The organism is Shewanella profunda (assembly GCF_023283765.1).
Classification (GTDB): domain Bacteria; phylum Pseudomonadota; class Gammaproteobacteria; order Enterobacterales; family Shewanellaceae; genus Shewanella; species Shewanella profunda.
The window spans coordinates 43,969-66,655 of sequence record NZ_JAKILG010000021.1; the positions used below are offsets into that span (position 1 = coordinate 43,969).

The window sequence follows — 22,687 nt, forward strand, 5'->3', positions numbered from 1 at the left end:
TATACTATGATTTATATCAATAATTAGGTTTATGCACAGAAAATCGCGATCCTAATAGTAAACATAATAAGAAGATCTATATAAAGATCTTAAGATCTATTAGTCCGGATCCATTCGATCTTCAAAGGTAAAATGATCATTCACCTAGCTCAAAGCAAATGCTAAAATACTCGGCTCGTGTTTAGTCTCTTAAGTTATTAAAGGTAGTGTCATGCATTTTCATGAACGGTTTGATGTTATTGTTGTTGGCGGTGGTCATGCCGGAACTGAAGCCGCATTGGCAGCAGCAAGAATGGGTTCCAAGACATTATTGCTAACGCATAATATTGATACGTTAGGACAAATGTCATGTAACCCAGCAATTGGTGGTATCGGTAAAGGTCATTTAGTAAAAGAAATTGATGCTTTAGGCGGTGCAATGGCGATCGCAACCGACTATGCGGGGATCCAATTTCGTACCTTAAACTCAAGCAAAGGCCCTGCCGTTAGAGCGACACGAGCTCAAGCTGACCGTGCTTTATATCGTCAAAAAATCCAAAATATACTGCAAAATCAAGCTAATTTACGGATATTTCAACAAGCTGTAGATGACTTGATCGTAGAAAACGATCGTGTTGTCGGTGTCGTTACTCAAATGGGTTTAGCCTTTGAATCTCCAGCAATCGTACTCACAACAGGTACATTTTTAAGCGGTAAGATCCACATAGGTTTAGAAAACTACAGTGGCGGTCGTGCTGGCGATCCACCAGCGATTGCATTAGCAAATCGTTTACGTGAATTACCTATTAGTGTAGGTCGTTTAAAAACAGGCACACCACCACGTATTGACGCTAATACAATAGATTTTTCACAAATGGCTGAGCAAAAAGGTGATTCTCCATTACCTGTTATGTCATTTATGGGTGATGTAAGCCATCACCCTAAACAGATTTCTTGCTGGATCACCCATACCAATGAAAAAACCCATGACATTATTCGTGGTGGTTTGGACAGAAGTCCTATGTATTCAGGTGTGATTGAAGGCATAGGTCCACGGTATTGCCCTTCAATTGAAGACAAGATCCATCGTTTTTCAGATAAATCTTCGCATCAGATCTTTATCGAACCAGAAGGGCTAAATACGACAGAAATCTACCCTAACGGAATTTCGACCAGCCTCCCCTTTGATGTGCAGTTAAATCTAGTTCGCTCAATCAAAGGCATGGAAAATGCGGAAATTGTCCGTCCAGGTTATGCGATCGAATATGATTATTTTGATCCAAGAGATCTTAAAAATTCATTAGAAACCAAAACGATCAATGGTTTATTTTTCGCCGGGCAAATCAATGGCACTACAGGATATGAAGAAGCAGGTGCTCAAGGTTTGCTCGCAGGGATGAACGCTTCACTGCAGGTTCAAGGCAAAGAAGCTTGGTGTCCACGCCGTGATGAAGCCTACTTGGGTGTATTGGTTGACGATCTTTCAACCCTAGGCACAAAAGAACCCTACCGCATGTTTACCAGTCGTGCGGAATACCGTTTGTTACTCCGTGAAGATAACGCTGATATTCGCTTAACCACCAAAGGTCGTGAATTAGGTTTAGTGGACGACACTCGCTGGGCGGCATTTAGTGAGAAGTTAGAATCGATTGAACTTGAGTTACAACGCTTACGAGCTCAATGGGTGCATCCAAATTCACCTTTGATCCATGCGTTAAATCCACATTTAAATACACCTATCTCCCGCGAAGCGTCATTTGAAGAGTTGCTACGTCGTCCAGAGATGGATTACAGCAAGTTGATGCAGATCGAAGGTTTTGGTCCCGGACTTGAAGATCCACAAGCCGCTGAGCAAGTACAAATTCAAGTTAAATACTCGGGTTATATCCAGCGTCAGCAAGAAGAGATCAACAAAGCCGTACGTAATGAAAACACTGGCTTACCATTACATCTTGATTACAAAGAGGTTCCAGGTTTATCAAATGAAGTGATCGCTAAATTGAATAACCATAAGCCTGAAACTATAGGTCAAGCATCAAGGATCTCTGGTGTTACCCCAGCGGCAATTTCAATTTTGCTAGTGCATCTTAAAAAGCGTGGCTTATTACGTAAGAGTGCGTAAAAGCTAGCTTAATAGACTGCTTGGTCGCAGAAGGGAAGCATTCAGGCTTCCCTTCGTCGTTATCGGGCTTCATAATAGCCTTCGAGTTTATAATCGTATATTTGTTGAGGTTGCTCAGTGTTATCAGCCCAGTTAGAGGCTTATTTAGCCGATATTAATCTGCCCGCTACTGCGGAACAGAAAAAACAACTAATTGATTTTGTTGGAATGCTCAACAAGTGGAATAAAGCCTACAATCTGACATCTGTCAGAGATCCTGAGGCTATGCTTATCCGTCATATCATGGATAGCTTAGTGGTATCAAAGCATTTGCAGGGTGAACACTTTATCGATGTAGGAACAGGCCCCGGTTTACCCGGTATTCCTTTAGCGATTATGAATCCTAATAAAACCTTTGTGTTGCTCGATAGTTTAGGTAAACGCATTCGTTTTCAAAAACAAGTTGCCTTTGAACTAGGGATCCGCAATATCAGTTCAGTTGAAAGTCGAGTGGAAGCCTATCAACCTGAGCAAAAATTCGATGGTGTTCTTAGTCGCGCTTTTGCATCGATTCAAGATATGTTGAGCTGGTGTCATCACTTACCTGCCGATCATGGGCAGTTTTATGCGTTAAAGGGTCAATTGAACGATGAAGAGTTACAACAAATTCCTGCTGGATTTGTTGTTAAAGAAGTCATCGAACTTAAAGTACCTAAACTCGATGAGCAGCGTCATTTATTAAAGATAATCAAAGAATAACAGGCTTAAAGCTCCTCCAATTGTGTGGATTTTTAAGTAGGCAATAAACCAGAATTTACATACAGGGTGATATTGTGGGTAAAGTAATTGCCGTGGCTAACCAGAAAGGTGGCGTAGGAAAAACAACAACTTGCGTTAACTTAGCCGCTTCGTTAGCAGCCACTAAACGTAAAGTGTTATTGATCGATCTCGATCCTCAAGGTAATGCCACTATGGGAAGTGGTGTCGATAAGTACGAGGTTGAAAATACAGCCTACGAACTATTGGTTGAAGATAAGCCGTTTGATGAGCTCGTGGTAAAAAATACCGTGGGTAAATATGATCTTATTGCCAGTAATGGCGATGTCACTGCGGCAGAAATCAAATTGATGGAATTTTTTGCCCGTGAGATCCGTTTACGTAATGCTTTGGCACCGATAAAAGATCAGTACGATTATATCTTTATCGATTGCCCTCCTTCATTGAATATGTTGACGGTCAATGCGATGTCAGCCGCAGATTCAGTGCTAGTGCCAATGCAGTGTGAATATTTTGCACTAGAAGGATTAACTGCACTTATCGATACCATAACCAAGTTAGCGGCTTTTGTTAATCCGGGTCTTGGTATAGAAGGGATTTTACGGACTATGTACGATCCCCGTAATCGATTATCCAATGATGTGTCCGATCAGTTAAAACAACATTTTGGCGATAAAGTATATCGCACAGTGATCCCCCGTAATGTGCGGCTGGCCGAGGCGCCAAGTTTTGGTGCTCCTGCAATGTATTACGACAAATCCAGCGCGGGTGCTAAAGCATATCTTGCGCTCGCGGGCGAGATGATCCGCCGATCAGAACAGAAAACTCAGGCTAAGTAAGCGTAAAGGATAACCATGACGTTAAAGAAAAGAGGGTTAGGCAAAGGGTTAGATGCCCTGCTGAGTAACAGTCATGCTGCCAGTAAAAAACATACAGATGAAATGGCTGTTGTTGATAAAAAAGAAGAGCTTATTTATCTTCACCTTGATCTATTGCTACCAGGGAAGTACCAGCCACGTAAGGATATGTCCCCTGAGGCATTAGAAGAATTAGCTCATTCCATACGTAACCAAGGCATTATTCAGCCTATTGTTGTACGTCAAGTAAATGATACCCAGTATGAGATCATTGCGGGTGAACGCCGTTGGCGGGCATCACAACTCGCCGGTATTGATAGAATCCCTTGTATTGTTAAGCAAGTACCTGATGAAGCAGCAATTGCTATCGCTTTGATTGAAAATATTCAACGTGAAGATCTTAATGCAATGGAAGAAGCCATAGCATTGCAACGTTTAATGCAAGAATTTGAACTAACTCACCAACAGGTTGCTGATGTTGTGGGAAAATCAAGAGTGAGTGTATCTAACTTGTTACGATTAAATGGGCTAAATGAGCCAGTTAAGCGTTTACTTGAGTATGGCGATATTGATATGGGTCATGCTCGCGCTTTGTTAGCAATCGAGGGTGAAGAACAAACAAATCTAGCGAGATTAGTGGCTGCTAAGGAGTTAACCGTCCGTGAAACGGAACGATTGATTAACCAAACCTTAAATCCGTCTAAACCAGCCGAAACTACGACTAAAGATCAAGATGTTTGTCGTTTAGAGCAGCAGTTAATTGAAAGATTAGGTGCCAAGGTTTCTATTGCTCATAGCAGTAAGGGAACTGGTAAAATTGTAATTAACTATCAGAATCTGGCTGAATTAGACGGAATTCTTAGCAAAATTCATTAATGTCTATAGATTAACAGTTTTTAATGTAAATTTGTGACAGATGTTAATTTTACATTTTGACTGTTTTGATGCTATATCGCGTTAAAAGTGTTGTTTTTACTGATCTCAAAGTTGCAATGAAGGCGTGAAAAGGTATACTTTCGCAAGCTTTTTGTGCATCGACAAAGATACGGATATTTGTTATCCGGTCATCGAAACAAAAAGTATGAATGCGGAGAGGATGAATTGAGTAAGGTTTTAGCGCGCCGTGGCCGGTGGTCAGCCTATAAATTGGTGATGATGCAGGCGGCGGTCGCTGGGGGTGCTTCAATTCTCTTTTTCGCCGTGTGGGGAGCTCAGTTTGGCTATTCTGCGTTAGCAGGTGGTTCAATCGCTGTGCTCCCTAATTTTGTATTCGCAACCCTCGCTTTCTCCCACACGGGAGCAAGTTCAGCTGCAAAAGTTATTAAGACTTTTTACTGGGGGGAAGCGGTAAAGTTGCTGTTAACCATCGCAATGTTTTCGCTAGTATTTATCAATCTTAAAGTCGCATTTATGCCACTTTTTGTTTGTTATGTACTGACGTTAATAGTGCATTGGACAGCTCCTTTATACTTCAAGCAAAGTTAAGTGGGATGAATCATGGCTGCAACTGGTGAAGCGTTAACACCGCAGGGCTATATCCAGCATCACCTTACCAACTTAAGTGTTGGTGAAGGCTTTTGGACATGGCACATTGATTCGTTGTTCTTTTCGGTTGGTCTTGGCGTTCTGTTCCTGTGGATTTTCCGTAGCGTTGGTAAGAAAGCAACTTCAGGGGTTCCCGGTAAGCTTCAATGCTTTGTCGAGATGATCGTTGAATTTGTGGATAGCAGCGTAAAAGAAACTTTTCATGGACGTAATCCTGTGATTGCACCTTTAGCTCTGACTATTTTTGTGTGGATATTCATGATGAACTTCATGGATATGTTGCCAGTTGATTGGTTGCCTGAAGCAGCTAAATTAGTGGGTATTGAATACATGAAAGTGGTTCCGACGACTGACGTTAACATTACCTTTAGCTTAGCTATTGGTGTGTTCGTGCTGATTATTTACTACAGCATTAAGGTCAAAGGTGTGTCTGGATTCGTTAAAGAACTGACGTTACAGCCCTTTAACCATAAGGCAATGATACCCGTCAACCTCCTATTAGAGTCTGTTACCTTAATTGCTAAGCCAATTTCATTGGCATTGCGACTCTTTGGTAACTTGTACGCAGGTGAGTTGATCTTCATCCTTATTGCGCTGATGTATGGTACCAACTTGTTATTATCTACCCTAGGTGTGACTTTGCAGTTAGGTTGGTTAATATTCCACATTTTGGTTATCACGCTGCAGGCGTTTATCTTCATGATGTTGACCATTGTTTATTTAAGCATGGCGCATGAAGATCATTAAGGATTGCTGAAGAAATTTTAAACTAAATCATCAACTAATTAGATTTAGATACTGGAGATACAGATGGAAACGATTTTAGGCATGACAGCTATCGCTGTTGCTCTGCTGATTGGTATGGGTGCTCTTGGTACTGCAATCGGTTTCGGCTTATTAGGTGGCAAATTCTTGGAAGGCGCTGCGCGTCAACCTGAAATGGCTCCTATGCTGCAAGTTAAAATGTTCATCGTAGCGGGTCTACTCGACGCCGTAACGATGATCGGTGTTGGTATTGCATTATTTATGCTGTTTACCAACCCACTGGGTGCAATGCTGTAAAAAAACGCTTCTGTCTTAACTCTAAATAGGAGGCTGTTGTGAATTTCAACGCTACCCTAATCGGTCAGACGGTCGCCTTTATCATCTTCGTGTGGTTTTGCATGAAGTTTGTATGGCCCCCTTTGATGAATGCCATCGAAGAGCGCCAAAAAAGGATTGCTGACGGTCTAGCTGATGCTGATCGTGCGGTAAAAGACCTGGAGTTGGCACAAGCGAAAGCGACTGACCAACTAAAAGAAGCCAAGGTAACGGCTAATGAAATTATTGAGCAAGCTAACAAGCGTAAAGCTCAAATAGTTGAAGAAGCCAAAACCGAAGCAGACGCTGAGCGTGCTAAAATCATCGCTCAGGGTAAAGCAGAAATTGAAGCTGAACGTAATCGCGTCAAAGAGGATCTGCGCAAGCAGGTTGCTACTCTTGCCATCATGGGTGCTGAGAAGATCCTTGAGCGTTCTATTGATCCAGCCGCCCACAGTGACATAGTTAATAAACTAGTCGCTGAAATTTGATAAGGGAGTTGAGTTATGGCTGAATTAACCACCATCGCTCGCCCTTACGCAAAGGCAGCTTTTGACTTTGCTATTGAACAAGATGCAGTGGATACCTGGGCAGAAATGCTCACGTTTGCCGCATTGGTGAGTGAAAACGAAACAATGCAACCACTGTTAGCTGGCTCTTTAGCCAGCACTAAGCTCGCAGCACTCTTTATTAGTGTGTGCGGTGAGCAAGTCAATGTGCAAGGTCAGAACCTGATAAAGGTAATGGCTGAAAACGGTCGCTTAAAGGTGCTACCTGCTGTATCTCAGTTATTTACTGAATACCGTAATGAGTGGGCAAAAGAAGTGGAAGCCAATGTGGTTTCTGCAACTGAGCTGAGCTCTGAACAAAAACAGCAGATTAGTATTTCTTTAGAGAAACGTCTCGCACGCAAAGTTAAGCTGAATTGTAGCACTGACGCCGCGCTCATCGCCGGTGTAATCATTAAGACAGGAGACCTAGTCATAGATGGCTCGGTACGCGGTAAATTATCGCGTCTGTCTGATAAGCTGCAGTCGTAATTGGGAGTTTGAGCATGCAACTGAATTCCACTGAAATCAGCGATCTGATTAAGCAGCGGATCGAGCAGTTCGAAGTCGTTAGCGAATCTCGTAACGAAGGTACTATCGTTGCGGTAAGTGACGGCATCATCCGCATCCACGGCCTAGCCGATGTGATGCAAGGTGAGATGATCGAACTGCCTGGTAACCGTTTTGCAATCGCGTTGAACCTTGAACGTGATTCTGTCGGTGCCGTAGTAATGGGTCCTTATGCTGATTTAGCAGAAGGCGTGAAAGTGAAAACGACTGGCCGTATTCTGGAAGTTCCAGTTGGCCGTGGCCTTTTAGGTCGCGTAGTTAACACTCTAGGTGAGCCAATTGACGGTAAAGGACCTATCGATAACGATGGTTTCTCGCCAATTGAAGTTATCGCACCAGGTGTTATTGAACGTCAGTCAGTTGATCAACCAGTACAAACGGGTTACAAAGCCGTTGATGCCATGATCCCAATCGGTCGTGGTCAACGTGAATTGATCATTGGCGACCGTCAAACTGGTAAAACAGCACTGGCGATCGACGCAATCATCAACCAGAAAAACTCTGGCATTAAATGTGTGTACGTTGCGATTGGCCAAAAGGCTTCTACTATCGCTAACGTGGTACGCAAGCTAGAAGAACATGGTGCTTTAGCTAACACTATCGTTGTAGTTGCAACGGCTTCTGAAGCTGCTGCTCTGCAATACTTAGCGCCATATTCTGGTTGTTCTATGGGTGAATACTTCCGTGACCGCGGTGAAGATTCTTTGATCGTATACGATGATTTGTCTAAGCAAGCAGTTGCTTATCGTCAAATTTCGTTGCTGCTCAAGCGTCCACCAGGCCGTGAAGCTTACCCTGGTGACGTATTCTATCTACATTCACGTTTGTTAGAGCGTGCATCACGCGTTAACGCGATTTATGTAGAAAATTTCACTAAAGGTGCAGTAACGGGTAAAACGGGTTCTTTAACCGCGCTGCCTATTATTGAAACACAAGCGGGTGACGTATCTGCATTCGTACCGACCAACGTAATTTCTATTACTGATGGTCAGATCTTCCTTGAGACTGATCTGTTTAACTCTGGCTTACGTCCAGCAGTTAACCCAGGTATTTCTGTTTCTCGTGTTGGTGGTGCGGCTCAGACTAAGATCATCAAGAAACTGTCTGGTGGTATTCGTACCGCACTAGCACAGTATCGTGAGCTTGCTGCGTTCTCGCAATTTGCATCTGATCTTGACGATGCAACACGTGCTCAGCTTGAGCATGGTGTGCGTGTTACCGAACTGATGAAGCAAAAGCAATATGCTCCGATGAGCGTAGCCGCTCAAGCTGTGTCTATTTTCTCAGCTGAAAAAGGTTACCTGAAGAGTGTTGAGCTAAATAAGGTCGGTAATTTCGAAGCCGCTCTGCTCTCGTTCATGAACAGCGAGCATGCTCCTTTAATGAAGCTTATCAACGAAACTGGCGATTATAGCGCTGATATCGAAGCTGAATTAAAGGCTGGCCTCGACAAGTTCGTAGCAACCCAAACCTGGTAACAATGATAGAGGTGTCTTAAGACACCTCAGGTCCAGATTGGAGAGTAGAGATGGCCGGCGCTAAAGATATTAAAACCAAGATCGCGAGTGTTAAAAACACTCAGAAGATCACGTCCGCCATGGAAATGGTGGCAGCCAGCAAAATGCGCAGAGCGCAGGAACGCATGGCTGCGAGCCGTCCATATGCGGAAAGCATGCGTAAGGTGATCGGTCACGTAGCGCAAGGTTCTCTCGAGTATAAACACCCCTATTTGGAGGTGAGAGAGGCTAAGCGGGTTGGTTACATTGTTGTAGCAACCGACCGTGGCCTTTGTGGTGGTCTGAACGTTAACCTTTTCAAAAAGGTTATCGCAGACGTGAAAAGCTGGAAAGCCCAAGGTGCAGAATTTGAATTTTGCCCTATCGGCGCACGTAGTGTGCAGTTTTTCAAAAACTTCGGTGGACAAGTATCTGCTCACGCTTCAGGTTTAGGCGATGCTCCAAAGCTCGCTGACTTGATCGGGACAGTTAGTGTCATGCTTGAAGCTTACAACGAAGGCAAGCTGGATCGTCTGTACGTGGTATTTAACAAATTTGTGAATACTATGACGCAGACTCCTGTGATCGAGCAGCTGCTACCTTTGCCTAAATCAGAAGATGATGAAACAGCTCGTCGTTGGGATTATATCTACGAGCCAGATCCAAAAGCACTTTTGGAGACCTTATTGGTTCGTTATGTAGAATCTCAGGTTTACCAAGGTGTTGTTGAAAACATTGCCTCTGAACAAGCTGCCCGTATGGTGGCGATGAAGTCGGCAACCGACAACGCTGGTGAGCTGATCAACGACTTGCAACTGGTCTATAACAAGGCTCGTCAGGCTGCGATTACGCAGGAACTGACGGAAATTGTTTCTGGTGCCTCTGCGGTTTAGGTTAGGTAACGAATACAAGTTTTAGAGGATTAATCATGAGCACAGGTACTGTTGTCCAAGTGATTGGCGCGGTTGTGGACGTAGAGTTTCCACAAGATGCCGTACCTCAAGTATATGACGCTCTGAAAATCGTAGGTGAAGGCCCTTGTTATGGTTTGGTGCTGGAAGTTCAGCAGCAGCTAGGTGGTGGTGTAGTTCGTACTATCGCTATGGGTTCTTCTGACGGTCTGCGTCGTGGTCTTGAAGTAGTAAACTCAGGTTCACCAATTACTGTTCCAGTTGGTACCGCCACTCTTGGCCGTATCATGAACGTATTAGGTGAGCCTATTGATGAAGCGGGTCCAATCGGTGAAGAAGAGCGTTATGAAATTCACCGTACAGCTCCTTCATACGAAGAACAATCTAGCTCTACTGAACTGTTAGAGACTGGCATTAAGGTTATCGACCTTGTTTGTCCATTCGCTAAGGGTGGTAAAGTAGGTCTGTTCGGTGGTGCGGGTGTTGGTAAGACAGTTAACATGATGGAACTGATTAACAACATCGCCAAAGCCCACTCGGGTCTTTCTGTATTCGCTGGTGTAGGTGAACGTACTCGTGAGGGTAACGACTTCTACTACGAGATGAAAGATTCTGGCGTTCTCGATAAAGTGGCCATGGTTTATGGTCAGATGAACGAGCCTCCAGGAAACCGTTTGCGCGTTGCACTGTCTGGTCTGACTATGGCAGAGAAATTCCGTGACGAAGGCCGTGACGTACTGTTGTTCATTGACAACATCTACCGTTATACCTTAGCCGGTACTGAAGTATCTGCACTGTTAGGTCGTATGCCTTCTGCGGTAGGTTACCAACCAACATTGGCTGAAGAAATGGGCGTTCTGCAAGAACGTATCACTTCAACTAAGACTGGTTCTATTACCTCTGTACAAGCGGTATACGTACCTGCGGATGACTTGACCGATCCGTCACCAGCAACAACCTTCGCTCACTTAGATGCGACTGTTGTACTGTCACGTCAAATTGCTTCTCTGGGTATTTACCCAGCGGTTGACCCATTGGATTCGACTTCACGTCAATTAGATCCATTGGTTGTTGGCCAAGAGCATTATGACGTTGCTAACGGCGTGCAAACTGTACTGCAACGTTACAAAGAGCTGAAAGACATTATTGCGATTCTGGGTATGGATGAATTGTCTGATGAAGACAAGACAGTCGTATTCCGTGCTCGTAAGATTGAGCGTTTCTTATCTCAGCCTTTCTTCGTAGCAGAAGTCTTTACTGGATCTCCTGGTAAGTACGTTTCTCTGAAAGACACTATCCGTGGCTTTAAGGGTATTTTGAACGGTGAGTTTGATCACCTGCCAGAACAAGCGTTCTACATGGTTGGCTCTATCGATGAAGTCATCGAGAAAGCGAACAAAAAGAAATAACTAGGTAGTAATACTTAGTTTTTTAAGGAGAACCGGATGGCAGCCATGACAGTACATCTTGATATAGTAAGCGCAGAGAGCAAAATCTTCTCTGGTCGTGTAGCTTCGCTGCAAGTGACTGGTTCTGAAGGTGAGTTGGGCATAATGCATGGCCATGCTCCTTTGCTAAGTTATATCAAACCTGGCATGGCGCGCATCGTTAACCAAGACGGCAGTGAAGAAGTGTTTTACCTTTCAGGTGGTATTCTGGAAGTGCAACCTTCTTCTGTCTCCGTATTGGCTGATGTGGTTATGCGTGCCAAAGATATTGATGAGCAAGCGGCATTAGAAGCTAAGCGTCGTGCAGAAGCCCATATGGCAAATGCTGGTGCTGACTTCAATTATGACGCGGCTATGGTTGAGTTAGCTAAGGCTATGGCTCAATTACGTGTTGTTGAAACCATCAAGAAAAACATTGCCAGATAAGGTTATTGTTTGTGAAAAAAGGCGACCATAGGGTCGCCTTTTTTGTGTCTAAAATGGGGATAAACGTGTGTTATTGCATGTCTTTGATTTATTGGTATCGCTATCCGCTTCGCTTTTCTATGTGCTTTCCGTTAAAATTGCGCCACTAATACCAATCGTATTAAATATCTGTTCATTCAGCGGGAATTCAACGTGCTTTAGACAAGGCGAAGGCTTGAAGGCATAGTGGTGCTCTGTCGAAAGCCTTAAACGCAGTATAAAGCGTGTTGCCATGTATTTAACATCGGCCGCCCTTTGGGATGCCTGTGAGGCTCTGAACTGATTAGATATTTAAATGTGATTGGTATAAGACCTTAATTTTTTTTAACCCTTTTGGGTAATTGTTCAAGGATATGGCAATGGCATTAAATGTAGTGATCTTAGCGGCTGGCAAGGGAACACGGATGCGCTCTGATCTTCCTAAGGTATTACATCCCATCGCCCATAAGAGCATGGTGCAACATGTCATCGATACCGCTCATAAAGTGGGTAGTGACAGGATTCAGTTAGTCTACGGTTATGGTGCCGACAAGCTCCAAGCCAGCTTAGGTGAGCAGCAGCTTAATTGGGTGCTACAGGCCGAGCAATTAGGCACAGGTCATGCGGTGGCACAGGCGAGCCCACATATCGACGACAGCGATACAGTACTTATTCTTTACGGCGATGTGCCATTGATCCAAGCATCGACTCTTGAAGCATTACTCGCCGCCCGCCCTGAAAATGGCATTGCTATCTTAACGGTGAATTTAGCTAATCCTATGGGTTATGGTCGTATCGTCCGTACTCTTTGTGAAGGTCAAGAACGGGGGAAAGTGGTCGGTATTATTGAACAGAAAGATGCCACAGCAGAGCAGTTGCTGATCAACGAAATCAATACTGGCATCATGGCTGTTCCGGGTAAGCAACTTAAAGCTTGGCTGAGTCGTTTATCGAATAACAATGCCCAAGGTGAATATTATCTAACGGATATTATCGCCATGGCACATGCTGACGGTGTGGCAATTGATACTGCCCAGCCACAATCGGCCATTGAAGTGGAAGGTGCCAATAACCGCGTGCAACTGGCGCAGCTTGAGCGTGCCTACCAAGCCCGAGAGGCTGAAAAACTGATGCTAGCTGGGGCGAATCTTCGCGACCCAAGCCGTATCGATATCCGTGGTGAAGTCACAGTCGGTATGGATGTGATGATCGATGTCAACGTAATATTCGAAGGCAAAGTTACGCTTGGCAATAACGTTACTATCGGTGCCGGCGCGATTTTAATCGATTGTGAGATTGCCGATAATGCCGAAATCAAGCCTTACTCTATTATTGAAGGGGCTAAGTTAGGAGTTGCTGCCAGCGCTGGCCCATTTGCCCGTTTACGTCCGGGAGCAGAGCTTAAGCAGGATGCGCATATAGGTAATTTTGTCGAAGTTAAAAAAGCGGTCATTGGTGTAGGCTCTAAAGCTGGACACTTGGCTTATTTAGGCGATGCCATCATTGGTGATGGCGTGAACATTGGCGCTGGCACTATTACCTGTAACTATGATGGCGCAAATAAACATCTTACTGTTATCGAAGATAATGTGTTTGTTGGCTCAGATACTCAACTTGTGGCTCCTGTGACTATTGGTAAAGGGGCGACCTTAGGTGCGGGTTCAACTATTACCCATGATGTGGGTGAAGATGAATTAGTGATCACTCGAGTAAAGCAAAAACATGTTATAGGTTGGCAGCGCCCAGTTAAAATAAAAAAGTAACTCTAAAACGCGCTATTTTTTATAAATAAAAGCGGCCATGTGCCGCTTTTGTCTTTATTGATATTCAATATTTAGCTCTAAAAAACGTAATTATTATCTAATAGTTAATGGTTAAGTTTTAATTCATGTTTTTATGATAAGTGCAAATTGTAGTTTTTAAGTTGATTTGATCGCTATCACACTAGATTGTAAATTTAGGTAAAGAAGTTAAAATAAAAACACTTCTCATTTATATTGCCAGCAATTCTAAGACTAAAGGTCTAATTGAGGTGTTGGCAATGGTATTTAAATATTCAATTGTAGGTCTCGCTGTTGGTGCAGCATTAATGGCGATGCCTGTTTTGGCAGATGATTCAACCGATGTAAATATTGAACGTATTAAGGTCACTGGCCGTAATTTTAATGACTATAAAGTGGGTACCGCATCTGGCGCTATGCGTGGTGATATTGACCTGATGGATACTCCGCAGTCAGTCAATGTTATTCCTGATTTTGTTACTGATGAACAGCTTGCCACTAACTTAGCCGAAGTTTTAGTTAACGATTCAAGTGTGACCGCAGGAACCACTCGCTGGAACCGTCAAGTCTTTAGCATTCGAGGTTTTGAGATTGATTCAGGTAACGGTTACCTTATCAATGGACATCAACAATGGTCTCACTATGTACAGCCTATCGAAACGTTACAGCAGGTCGAAGTATTAAAAGGTCCTTCGAGTATGCTTTATGGTCAGTCAGGTCCTGGTGGTTTAGTCAATATGGTGACTAAAAAACCAACCTATGACTCCATGTTGGATCTTGGTTTCGATACCGATGGTTATGGCTCAACCCGTGCACAGCTCGATGCGGGTGGTAGCTTAAATGAAGCCCAAAGCCTTCGTTATCGCACTGTGCTGGTCAAGCAAGACACTAAATACTGGCGCGAATATTCAACCACTGAAGAAAATCAAGAGCGTGACCGCTGGTTAGGTTACTTAAACCTAGAGTTTGATGTCAGTGATGATGTCCTGTTGTCGGTTAAGTACGATCATACCCAAGATAAAGCGGGTATCGATGCGGGGGGGTGGTTAGATGCCCAAGGTAATGTGATAGGCGATCGTAAAACCGTATGGGATGCGCCATGGGCCTTCACCGATAATACGGTATCAAATTTAGGTGCTGATATTGCGTGGCAGATAACTAATGACTGGAAAGTCAAAGCTGGCTATAACGATCAACAGTTTAATCGTCAGCGTTTTGATTCTGCTCCACAATATACAACGGATCCTTTTATCAATGGCTATAGTATTAAACCATTCGACCGTTACGATGATTGGCAACATAAAACAGCCTATGTTGATTTTACTGGTGAGTTTGCCTTGGCGGGCATGGATCATCAATTCCTCGTTGGTGCTAACTATCTCGATTATTTCTATCAGCAGCAGATTGTTCGTGGTGCAACTCAAACCGTTATTCCTGGGCAGCCAGTTATTCAGCCAGATATTGATTACCACACAGGTAAAAAAGGCAATGCAAGTGAATACAAATATTATGGTTTCTACCTACAGGATTTAATGACCTTAAATGAGCAGTGGAAATTACTTGCTGGCGTACGTTATGACGAACAGAAAAAAGACGGATTTGGTGAAAATAGTTATGCCGTATCGCCTAAATTTGGGGTGATCTACTCACCAATGACCAATGGCAGCATTTACGTTAACTACTCTAAGAGTTTTACACCACAGGGTGCAGTGACTGACATCACTGACGTTAGTTATGGGACTAACCTAAAACCAGAATACGGCATCCAATATGAAGTCGGTACTAAGTGGGAACTGTTTGACGATAGCTTACTGCTAACAGCGGCGGTATTTGATATTACGGTCGAAAACATCACCATTACAGAAGAGTTACCTGTACCAACTGGCACTAAAGAAGATATCACCACTCAAGGTGGTGAGCAGAAACACCGTGGTGTTGAAATGGGCGCCCAAGGTCAGTTAGGCGATGACTGGTTTGTGACTTCATCAATGATGTATTTAGATGCTGAATACCAAACTGGGGATATCCGTGAAGGTAAAACACCTATCGATGCCCCTGAGTGGTCGGCCAATATCTGGACTCGTTACGAAGTGACTGATAATTTTGCCATGAACTTTGGTGCTATTTATGTCGGTGAGCGTTTTGCCAATACATCGAACAGCATTACCAAAGACGGTTATGTGCGTTTTGATATAGGTGCTGCCTACACTATGGATATTATGGGTAAAGATGTTAGCCTTCGTGCCAATGTCAGAAACCTCTTCGATACTGAATATTTAGATGGTGGTAGCGATAAGATGGTCACAATCGGTCAAGATCGTAACTTCAGTGTTGCCGTTGAAGCTAAGTTCTAAAATTCATTCAGTTTTGAATCTATTTAAAAGCAGTTTATCCCCCCAAAGGATAAGCTGCTTTTTATTGGCTGATTTTTAAGTTCATGACGTTAAATTGATAAAAATTGCTCGGGATTTGCAAAAGAGTGTTTCGAATGACTAGTAAAAAAGTTTCGTTTCACTATAATGCACCTTTCGAATCGAAACTTAACTGAAAGGTTTTATGAATAAACGAAACACACAGCAGCGTCGCCACAGCATTATCACCATATTGAATGAACAGGGTGAAGTGAGTGTCGATGAACTGTCGTTACGTTTTGAAACCTCAGAAGTGACTATTCGTAAAGATTTGTCAGCGCTTGAAAAAACCGGCCTATTGCTGCGCCGTTACGGTGGCGCAGTGGCGATTCCTGACGAAGTGACTCAACAGTTTTCTGCCAAAATTGCGCCAAATAAGCTTTCTATTGCGAAAACTGCCGCGCAGCTGATTAAAGATCATAACCGCATTATTATCGATAGTGGCACGACGACCTCTGGCTTGATTGAACAGCTGAACGATAAGCGTGGGCTGGTGGTCATGACTAATGCGTTGCACCTTGCTAATGCCATCCATGAACTCGAAAACGAGCCGACATTATTGATGACCGGTGGCACTTGGGATCCACATTCTGAATCCTTTCAAGGCCAAGTCGCTGAGCAAGTATTGCGCTCATATAATTTTGATCAACTATTTATTGGTGCAGATGGTATCGATCTCGAACGTGGGACTACTACTTTTAACGAACTTACAGGCCTGAGCAAAGTGATGGCTGAAGTTTCCCGTGATGTTATCGTCATGGTGGATTCAGACAAAATCGGCAAGCGGATCCCTAACTTAGAGCTGCCGTGGACACAAATAAGCGTACTAGTTACCGATGACCGAATCGACAAAGGTGCCCTAAAACAAATTTCAGATCAGGGCGTGCGAGTGATGTTAGCGCCCTATGCTCATTAGTGAGTGCAAATTAGCTTAACAACTTCATTTTAATTTATAGGTATATAGGTAAAGACTATGTGTGGAATCGTAGGCGCCGTGGCGCAAAGGGATGTGGCTGAAATTCTTGTAGAAGGCTTACGCCGCTTAGAATATCGTGGATATGACTCCGCAGGCGTTGCCGTTATTCATAATGGTGAGCTCAATAGCACCCGTCGTGTTGGCAAAGTACAAGAGCTATCGACTGCGCTTGAAACTAACCCGCTAGCGGGCGGAACGGGTATCGCGCACACTCGTTGGGCTACACACGGTGAGCCGAGTGAGCGTAATGCCCACCCACATTTATCGGAAGGTGATATTGCGGTTGTGCACAACGGTATTATTGAAAACCACAATAAACTGCGCGAGATGCTTAAAGGTTTAGGCTATCACTTCAGCTCAGATACCGATACCGAAGTGATTTGTCACTTAGTACATCATGAGCTGAAAACCCACAACACTCTGCTTGGCGCAGTGCAAGCCACAGTAAAACAACTCGAAGGCGCCTATGGCACTGTGGTTATTGACCGCCGTGACAGTGAACGTATGGTTGTTGCTCGCTCTGGTAGTCCTTTGGTGATTGGTTTTGGTCTAGGTGAAAACTTTGTCGCCTCAGATCAACTGGCATTGTTACCTGTGACTCGCTCATTCACTTTCTTAGAAGAAGGTGATGTGGCTGAAGTGACCCGTCGCAGCGTGAGTATTTTCGACTTAAACGGCCACGCCGTTGAGCGTGAAATTAAAGAATCTGAAATTACTCACGATGCCGGTGATAAGGGCGAATATCGCCACTACATGCTCAAAGAAATTTACGAGCAGCCATTGGCATTGACGCGCACTATCGAAGGTCGTATTGCTAACAAACAAGTGCTAGATACTGCTTTTGGCGATAATGCTGCGGAATTCTTAAAAGACATCAAGCACGTACAGATAATCGCCTGTGGTACCAGTTACCATGCGGGCATGGCAGCGCGTTACTGGTTGGAAGATTGGGCGGGCGTATCATGTAATGTTGAAATCGCCTCTGAGTTCCGTTACCGCAAGTCGCACTTATTCCCAAATAGTCTGCTGGTCACTATTTCACAATCTGGCGAAACTGCAGATACCTTAGCAGCCATGCGCTTAGCCAAGGAAATGGGTTACAAAGCCACATTGACGATTTGTAATGCCCCAGGTTCATCGCTGGTACGTGAATCAGATATGGCTTACATGATGAAAGCAGGCGCTGAGATTGGTGTCGCATCGACTAAAGCCTTCACAGTACAGCTTGCAGGCCTGTTAATGCTGACCGCGGTGATCGGTCGCCACAATGGTATGTCTGATCAAATGCAGGCCGAAATCACTCAAAGCTTACAATCTATGCCGGCAAAAGTGGAACAAGCTTTAGGCTTAGATGCTGCAATTGCGGAACTGGCTGAAGATTTTGCCGATAAACATAATGCTTTATTCCTTGGTCGTGGTGATCAATATCCGATTGCGATGGAAGGTGCGTTAAAGCTGAAGGAAATCTCGTACATCCATGCTGAAGCCTATGCCTCTGGCGAATTAAAACACGGCCCGCTGGCGCTTATCGATGCAGATATGCCTGTGATAGTCGTTGCGCCAAACAATGAACTATTAGAGAAGCTCAAGTCCAACGTTGAGGAAGTGCGTGCCCGTGGCGGATTAATGTATGTGTTTGCCGATGTGGATGCGGAGTTTGAGTCGGATGACACTATGAAAGTGATCCCAGTGCCACACTGCGATATTTTTATGGCACCGCTGATCTACACTATTCCGCTACAGTTATTGTCGTACCATGTTGCGTTAATCAAAGGTACAGACGTGGACCAACCACGTAATTTGGCCAAATCTGTAACTGTCGAATAAATATAAATATTTAATAAAAAACCGCCTTTATTGGCGGTTTTTTATTTAGAGCTTAGAGCAAGAATGACGACTAACTTATTGCAGTAGCGAATGCTGGTGGCTTAGCTTGCTATGCTGGAATGGCATCTAGCTCGTGCTGCTTTTTTGCCTCAATTCGTTTCCACACTTTGTCATGGAAGTAAAATACTACAGTGTTGATGGCGGGTTCGACTAAGGCCACTGCGCCACCGACTATCACACTACCAGTTAATAAATAGGTTACGGTAAAAGCGACGCTAAAATGTAGTATGGCAAAAGTTAATGTCTTAGTCATGATCTTATCCTCTAAATTGGCTCCCATCGGGAATACTTAGATGATAACAATTCTCATTAAAATTAAAAGCGGTGTTTTCAGATTAGTTTAAACGGTTTTATCTATTTATTAGCGGTAAAAAACATAAAGCCCTCAGTGTAGAGGGCTTTGGTGCTTGATCAGTGTTTAGCAATAAATTAAAGCCGTTCTAAAAATTAGTAATGCCAAGGGAATGCGGAAAAATCTTGATCGCGTTTTTCGAGGAAGGCATCGCGTCCTTCCTGGGCTTCGGCGCTCGCATAGGCTAAACGCGTCGCTTCGCCGGCAAATAATTGCTGACCGACCATACCATCGTCCGTCATATTAAAACCATATTTAAGCATACGCATAGCAGTCGGGGACTTAGAGTTAATCTCTTTGGCCCACATTAATGCTTCGGTTTCTAGTTCGGCATGGGGAACGGATTTATTGACCATACCCATGTCGAAGGCTTCATCGGCGCTGTAGTTAAAGCCGCAGAAGAAGATTTCGCGGGCACGTTTTTGGCCTATCATCTTGGCGAGATATGCACTGCCATAACCTGAGTCGAAGCTGGCGACATCGGGATCTGTCTGCTTAAATATGGCGTGTTCTTTCGAGGCTAAAGTTAAGTCGCACACTACGTGTAAACTATGCCCCCCGCCAACAGCCCAACCTGGTACAACGGCAATGACCACTTTAGGCATAAAGCGGATCAGGCGTTGCACTTCTAATATATGTAACCGTCCCATTCTGGCCTGATCGGCTTTACCTTCTTCGGCGCCTTCGTATTTATAGCCATCTTTGCCACGAATACGTTGATCGCCACCTGAGCAGAATGCCCAACCGCCATCTTTGAGTGAAGGGCCATTACCTGTTAGCAAAACACAACCCACATCAGACCATTGGCGAGCATGATCTAGAGCTATATACAGCTCATCTACTGTTTTAGGTCTGAACGCATTGCGGCATTCTGGGCGATTGATGGCAATGCGAACTGTGCCGTGAGCTTTAGCTCTGTGATAGGTAATATCATCGAAATTAAATTCACTGACGTTATCCCACAATGTGGGATCAAAAATATCTGATACTTGTTGGGTCATAGTGCAAGCCCTATATTTTGTAGTGCCGAGAAGGCTAGGTTGAATCAGTTGTAAGGTCAATCATCTAAGCGTAAAGCTTAGTGTTATATAGCAAAGTTCCGTTTGCTTTTTGAGGACATAGCTAGAGATGATCACATATATAAAGCAGGTTATCGCGACTGAATACTGGGTGTTCAGGGGCTTTTGTGCCACAGTAAGTATCTTTAAAGTCTGCGATAGCGTCTGGGGTGAAGGGGATTTTGTTAAATTCCTCAAGTTCAGATGCAGATAAGCGCTCTAAAATTTCTGCTCTAGCTTTTGCTAACCTTTGGTCAATCTTAATTATTTGCGTCCCAGTTATGGACTGAGCTTTACTCTTCATATCTTTGATTATCGTTTGTGCTTCTGCAATTGGTGCATCTAGTTTGTCTGTTTCGGTGTACAGGTAATATAATGCGCCTGCAAGTAACGCTAATATGATCCAACCTTTCATATTTTATTCCAACATAAGTGAATAACCATTAGTTATATGGGTATAATAAGCCAGTTTTCGTCCAATATTAAAGCAGTAAAAGGCTGTCACAATGAGCGCAGAATCTAATAACAAGGACTATTCGAAAACCAATCGAATCAAGATTCACCAGCCAGATGCGAGTAAAGCTGATCGCTTTAATCCTCGCAACCGGATTTATGTCCGGGCTATCGACGGATTGTGGACCTCTTTGCGCCGCCGTATGGGGTGGATCGCAATGTTATTCTTCCTGATACTGCCATGGATCCCATGGGGAAATCGCCAAGCTGTATGGTTTAATTTGGGTGAGCAAAAGTTTCATGTCTTTGGGTTAACCATTTGGCCCCAAGACCTTACCTTGCTTGCAGCCCTCTTTATGATAGCTGCTTTTGCCCTATTCTTCGTGACAACTTATCTGGGCCGCGTTTGGTGTGGTTATACCTGTCCACAAACGGTATGGACTTTTATGTTCATTTGGTTTGAAGAAAAGCTCGAAGGTGCGCGCAATAAGCGCATTAAGCTTGATCAAATGCCGTGGAGTTTCAATAAAATTTGGCGAAAAGTAGCTAAACACACTGCTTGGATATTGCTTTCCCTAGTCACAGCTATGACCTTTGTGTCTTATTTTGTGCCCAGTCGTGAAGTTTATATTGATGTTTTTACGCTGAATGCTTCTGGTGGTATCTACTTCTGGGTGGTGTTTTTTACACTTGCTACATATGGTAATGCGGGCTGGATGCGTGAAATCATGTGTATCCACATGTGCCCTTATGCTCGTTTCCAAGCGGCCATGTTTGATAAGAATACATTTATTGTTGGTTATGACACTAAACGTGGTGAGGTTCGTGGCCCGCGCTCACGTAAAGCTGACCCCAAAGAAATAGGCCTAGGCGACTGTATTGATTGCGATCTCTGTGTACAGGTATGCCCAACAGGAATCGATATTCGTAATGGTTTACAGTATGAGTGTATTAACTGTGGTGCCTGTATTGATGCTTGTGACCAAACTATGGAGCGTATGGGATATCCATTAGGCCTTATCCGCTACACCACAGAAAATCAGCTTGAGGGTATTAAAGAGAAAGTACTAAGACCCAAGCTAGTGGGGTACGGTGTTGTGCTGGTGGTAATGATACTGGTATTCATCTATGCCAGTGCAACCATTGCTCCTGTACGCATGGACATTATTCGCGATCGTAATCAGCTATATAGAGAAAACAACCAAGGGATGATTGAAAATACATTTACCCTTAAGATCCTCAATAAAACTGAAGAAGCACACGAATACACTATGAGTGTTGAAGGCCTAAACAACTATAAATGGTACGGCCCTAATTCAGTCACTATTACCGCAGGTGAAGTATTCACATTGCCGATTAGTGTTGGTGTCGATCCGGTCGAGCTATCTCGCTCTGTCACTAACATTGAAATAAAAGTGAAAACTCATATTGACGGTGAAGAAGTAGAAGTTAAGCAAGAATCTCGTTTTTTCAGCCCTTAGACTCGACGTTGTACACATTGTAAGATGTGTTGAGCTTTGTCACAGTAAGAGATAAACGATAGGAAAGGGGCTTTATAGCCCCTTTTTTATGCGCTTCGTTCGATAAATAGCCGTCTAAACGCCTTATCGTTATTTTCTTCAAAAAAGCGCTTGCGCAAAATCTCCTGCTGCCTATAATGCGCATCCACTGACACGGCAGACAGCGAAAGCAAGCTGACGAGTTAGGTTGAATTGAGCAGCTTACTCTCTGTTGAGAATGGCACTTAATTCAATTGCAGCAAGAAGTTGTTAAAAACTCCTTGACGCGAAACGGGAAATGCGTAGAATACGCAGCCCTGAGTTGACGAGAAGTCAGCCCTAACCAACTGGAAGCGTTCATCGCTCAGTGTGGTACTCACCTTCTCTTACGAGGTTGAGTTGCTCTTTAACAAGATAAAACAAGAAATCTGTGTGGACACTCACAGGTGTTGAGTTAATCGAAACTGCTTAGCCTTCGGGTTGGCAGTCAAAGAATTAAATCAATGATGAAGAG

21 protein-coding genes are annotated in these 22,687 nt (G+C 43.8%); 18 read left to right on the plus strand and 3 right to left on the minus strand.

All coding sequences use genetic code 11. The features are described 5' to 3' along the window. The first annotated feature begins 211 nt into the window (after positions 1-211). The 17 genes from mnmG (at position 212) to glmS (ending at position 18,751) form a co-directional block, all read left to right on the plus strand. On the plus strand, positions 212-2,101 hold the full coding sequence (gene mnmG, locus L2744_RS11750) for a tRNA uridine-5-carboxymethylaminomethyl(34) synthesis enzyme MnmG (RefSeq protein WP_248992076.1): 1,890 nt from the start codon (positions 212-214) through the stop codon (positions 2,099-2,101). Positions 2,102-2,218: 117 nt separating this feature from the next. Then, on the plus strand, positions 2,219-2,839 hold the full coding sequence (rsmG, locus tag L2744_RS11755; RefSeq protein ID WP_248992077.1) for a 16S rRNA (guanine(527)-N(7))-methyltransferase RsmG: 621 nt from the start codon (positions 2,219-2,221) through the stop codon (positions 2,837-2,839). 74 nt (positions 2,840-2,913) lie between these two features. Then, positions 2,914-3,696, plus strand: coding sequence for a ParA family protein (locus L2744_RS11760; RefSeq protein WP_248992078.1), 783 nt, complete (start codon positions 2,914-2,916; stop codon positions 3,694-3,696). Between the two features lie 15 nt (positions 3,697-3,711). Beyond that, entirely contained in the window at positions 3,712-4,590 is an 879-nt protein-coding gene (locus tag L2744_RS11765) for a ParB/RepB/Spo0J family partition protein (RefSeq protein WP_248992079.1), read from the plus strand. Between the two features lie 225 nt (positions 4,591-4,815). Further along, positions 4,816-5,199, plus strand: coding sequence for an ATP synthase subunit I (locus tag L2744_RS11770; protein ID WP_248992080.1), 384 nt, complete (start codon positions 4,816-4,818; stop codon positions 5,197-5,199). A gap of 12 nt (positions 5,200-5,211) precedes the next feature. Then, positions 5,212-6,006, plus strand: a complete 795-nt coding sequence (gene atpB / locus L2744_RS11775) for a F0F1 ATP synthase subunit A (RefSeq protein WP_248992081.1) — start codon at positions 5,212-5,214, stop codon at positions 6,004-6,006. A gap of 63 nt (positions 6,007-6,069) precedes the next feature. Beyond that, the gene (gene atpE / locus L2744_RS11780; protein ID WP_006083840.1) at positions 6,070-6,321 is read left to right on the plus strand and encodes a F0F1 ATP synthase subunit C; all 252 of its coding nucleotides are present in this window, start codon (positions 6,070-6,072) and stop codon (positions 6,319-6,321) included. Positions 6,322-6,359: 38 nt separating this feature from the next. After that, positions 6,360-6,830, plus strand: coding sequence for a F0F1 ATP synthase subunit B (atpF, locus tag L2744_RS11785; RefSeq protein ID WP_006083841.1), 471 nt, complete (start codon positions 6,360-6,362; stop codon positions 6,828-6,830). Positions 6,831-6,845: 15 nt separating this feature from the next. Continuing rightward, on the plus strand, positions 6,846-7,379 hold the full coding sequence (atpH, locus tag L2744_RS11790) for a F0F1 ATP synthase subunit delta (protein WP_248992082.1): 534 nt from the start codon (positions 6,846-6,848) through the stop codon (positions 7,377-7,379). A 14-nt stretch (positions 7,380-7,393) separates the two neighbouring features. Next, positions 7,394-8,935 carry a F0F1 ATP synthase subunit alpha gene (atpA, locus tag L2744_RS11795; RefSeq protein ID WP_248992083.1) on the plus strand — a complete coding sequence of 514 codons (1,542 nt, stop codon included), beginning with the start codon at positions 7,394-7,396 and terminating at the stop codon, positions 8,933-8,935. Positions 8,936-8,985: 50 nt separating this feature from the next. Beyond that, positions 8,986-9,846: a F0F1 ATP synthase subunit gamma gene (atpG, locus tag L2744_RS11800; RefSeq protein ID WP_248992084.1), complete on the plus strand. Its 861-nt coding sequence runs from the start codon at positions 8,986-8,988 to the stop codon at positions 9,844-9,846. A gap of 35 nt (positions 9,847-9,881) precedes the next feature. Next, a complete protein-coding gene (atpD, locus tag L2744_RS11805; protein WP_248992085.1) occupies positions 9,882-11,273 on the plus strand; it encodes a F0F1 ATP synthase subunit beta in 1,392 nt (463 codons plus the stop codon). Between the two features lie 36 nt (positions 11,274-11,309). Next, the gene (locus L2744_RS11810; protein ID WP_248992086.1) at positions 11,310-11,738 is read left to right on the plus strand and encodes a F0F1 ATP synthase subunit epsilon; all 429 of its coding nucleotides are present in this window, start codon (positions 11,310-11,312) and stop codon (positions 11,736-11,738) included. 398 nt (positions 11,739-12,136) lie between these two features. Further along, the gene (gene glmU / locus L2744_RS11815; RefSeq protein WP_248992087.1) at positions 12,137-13,519 is read left to right on the plus strand and encodes a bifunctional UDP-N-acetylglucosamine diphosphorylase/glucosamine-1-phosphate N-acetyltransferase GlmU; all 1,383 of its coding nucleotides are present in this window, start codon (positions 12,137-12,139) and stop codon (positions 13,517-13,519) included. A gap of 278 nt (positions 13,520-13,797) precedes the next feature. Further along, positions 13,798-15,891 (plus strand): TonB-dependent receptor, encoded by a 2,094-nt coding sequence (locus tag L2744_RS11820; protein WP_248992088.1) that lies wholly within the window; start codon positions 13,798-13,800, stop codon positions 15,889-15,891. A gap of 202 nt (positions 15,892-16,093) precedes the next feature. Next, on the plus strand, positions 16,094-16,864 hold the full coding sequence (locus L2744_RS11825) for a DeoR/GlpR family DNA-binding transcription regulator (RefSeq protein ID WP_248992089.1): 771 nt from the start codon (positions 16,094-16,096) through the stop codon (positions 16,862-16,864). 57 nt (positions 16,865-16,921) lie between these two features. After that, positions 16,922-18,751: a glutamine--fructose-6-phosphate transaminase (isomerizing) gene (gene glmS, locus L2744_RS11830; RefSeq protein WP_248992090.1), complete on the plus strand. Its 1,830-nt coding sequence runs from the start codon at positions 16,922-16,924 to the stop codon at positions 18,749-18,751. A gap of 109 nt (positions 18,752-18,860) precedes the next feature. Here glmS and L2744_RS11835 read toward each other — a convergent pair whose 3' ends face one another. The 3 genes from L2744_RS11835 to L2744_RS11845 all read right to left on the minus strand — a co-directional run bounded on the left by L2744_RS11835 (position 18,861) and on the right by L2744_RS11845 (position 20,636). After that, positions 18,861-19,064 carry a DUF2061 domain-containing protein gene (locus L2744_RS11835; RefSeq protein ID WP_248992091.1) on the minus strand — a complete coding sequence of 68 codons (204 nt, stop codon included), beginning with the start codon at positions 19,062-19,064 and terminating at the stop codon, positions 18,861-18,863. A 194-nt stretch (positions 19,065-19,258) separates the two neighbouring features. Further along, a complete protein-coding gene (locus L2744_RS11840) occupies positions 19,259-20,164 on the minus strand; it encodes a 1,4-dihydroxy-2-naphthoyl-CoA synthase (RefSeq protein WP_248992092.1) in 906 nt (301 codons plus the stop codon). A gap of 121 nt (positions 20,165-20,285) precedes the next feature. Beyond that, on the minus strand, positions 20,286-20,636 hold the full coding sequence (locus tag L2744_RS11845) for a hypothetical protein (RefSeq protein ID WP_248992093.1): 351 nt from the start codon (positions 20,634-20,636) through the stop codon (positions 20,286-20,288). Between the two features lie 91 nt (positions 20,637-20,727). Here L2744_RS11845 and ccoG point away from each other — a divergent pair, with 91 nt between their 5' ends. Then, positions 20,728-22,155 carry a cytochrome c oxidase accessory protein CcoG gene (gene ccoG / locus L2744_RS11850; RefSeq protein ID WP_248992094.1) on the plus strand — a complete coding sequence of 476 codons (1,428 nt, stop codon included), beginning with the start codon at positions 20,728-20,730 and terminating at the stop codon, positions 22,153-22,155. Positions 22,156-22,687 lie beyond the last annotated feature (532 nt).

What these genes read in the sequence shown, in the direction of transcription:
- mnmG (WP_248992076.1), top strand. Translation starts at nt 212, where the DNA reads ATGCATTTTCATGAACGGTTTGATGTTATTGTTGTTGGCGGTGGTCAT.
- L2744_RS11765 (WP_248992079.1), top strand. Translation starts at nt 3,712, where the DNA reads ATGACGTTAAAGAAAAGAGGGTTAGGCAAAGGGTTAGATGCCCTGCTG.
- atpB (WP_248992081.1), top strand. Translation starts at nt 5,212, where the DNA reads ATGGCTGCAACTGGTGAAGCGTTAACACCGCAGGGCTATATCCAGCAT.
- atpE (WP_006083840.1), top strand. Translation starts at nt 6,070, where the DNA reads ATGGAAACGATTTTAGGCATGACAGCTATCGCTGTTGCTCTGCTGATT.
- atpH (WP_248992082.1), top strand. Translation starts at nt 6,846, where the DNA reads ATGGCTGAATTAACCACCATCGCTCGCCCTTACGCAAAGGCAGCTTTT.
- atpA (WP_248992083.1), top strand. Translation starts at nt 7,394, where the DNA reads ATGCAACTGAATTCCACTGAAATCAGCGATCTGATTAAGCAGCGGATC.
- atpG (WP_248992084.1), top strand. Translation starts at nt 8,986, where the DNA reads ATGGCCGGCGCTAAAGATATTAAAACCAAGATCGCGAGTGTTAAAAAC.
- atpD (WP_248992085.1), top strand. Translation starts at nt 9,882, where the DNA reads ATGAGCACAGGTACTGTTGTCCAAGTGATTGGCGCGGTTGTGGACGTA.
- L2744_RS11810 (WP_248992086.1), top strand. Translation starts at nt 11,310, where the DNA reads ATGGCAGCCATGACAGTACATCTTGATATAGTAAGCGCAGAGAGCAAA.
- glmU (WP_248992087.1), top strand. Translation starts at nt 12,137, where the DNA reads ATGGCATTAAATGTAGTGATCTTAGCGGCTGGCAAGGGAACACGGATG.
- L2744_RS11820 (WP_248992088.1), top strand. Translation starts at nt 13,798, where the DNA reads ATGGTATTTAAATATTCAATTGTAGGTCTCGCTGTTGGTGCAGCATTA.
- L2744_RS11825 (WP_248992089.1), top strand. Translation starts at nt 16,094, where the DNA reads ATGAATAAACGAAACACACAGCAGCGTCGCCACAGCATTATCACCATA.
- glmS (WP_248992090.1), top strand. Translation starts at nt 16,922, where the DNA reads ATGTGTGGAATCGTAGGCGCCGTGGCGCAAAGGGATGTGGCTGAAATT.
- L2744_RS11835 (WP_248992091.1), bottom strand. Translation starts at nt 19,064, where the DNA reads ATGACTAAGACATTAACTTTTGCCATACTACATTTTAGCGTCGCTTTT.
- L2744_RS11840 (WP_248992092.1), bottom strand. Translation starts at nt 20,164, where the DNA reads ATGACCCAACAAGTATCAGATATTTTTGATCCCACATTGTGGGATAAC.
- L2744_RS11845 (WP_248992093.1), bottom strand. Translation starts at nt 20,636, where the DNA reads ATGAAAGGTTGGATCATATTAGCGTTACTTGCAGGCGCATTATATTAC.
- ccoG (WP_248992094.1), top strand. Translation starts at nt 20,728, where the DNA reads ATGAGCGCAGAATCTAATAACAAGGACTATTCGAAAACCAATCGAATC.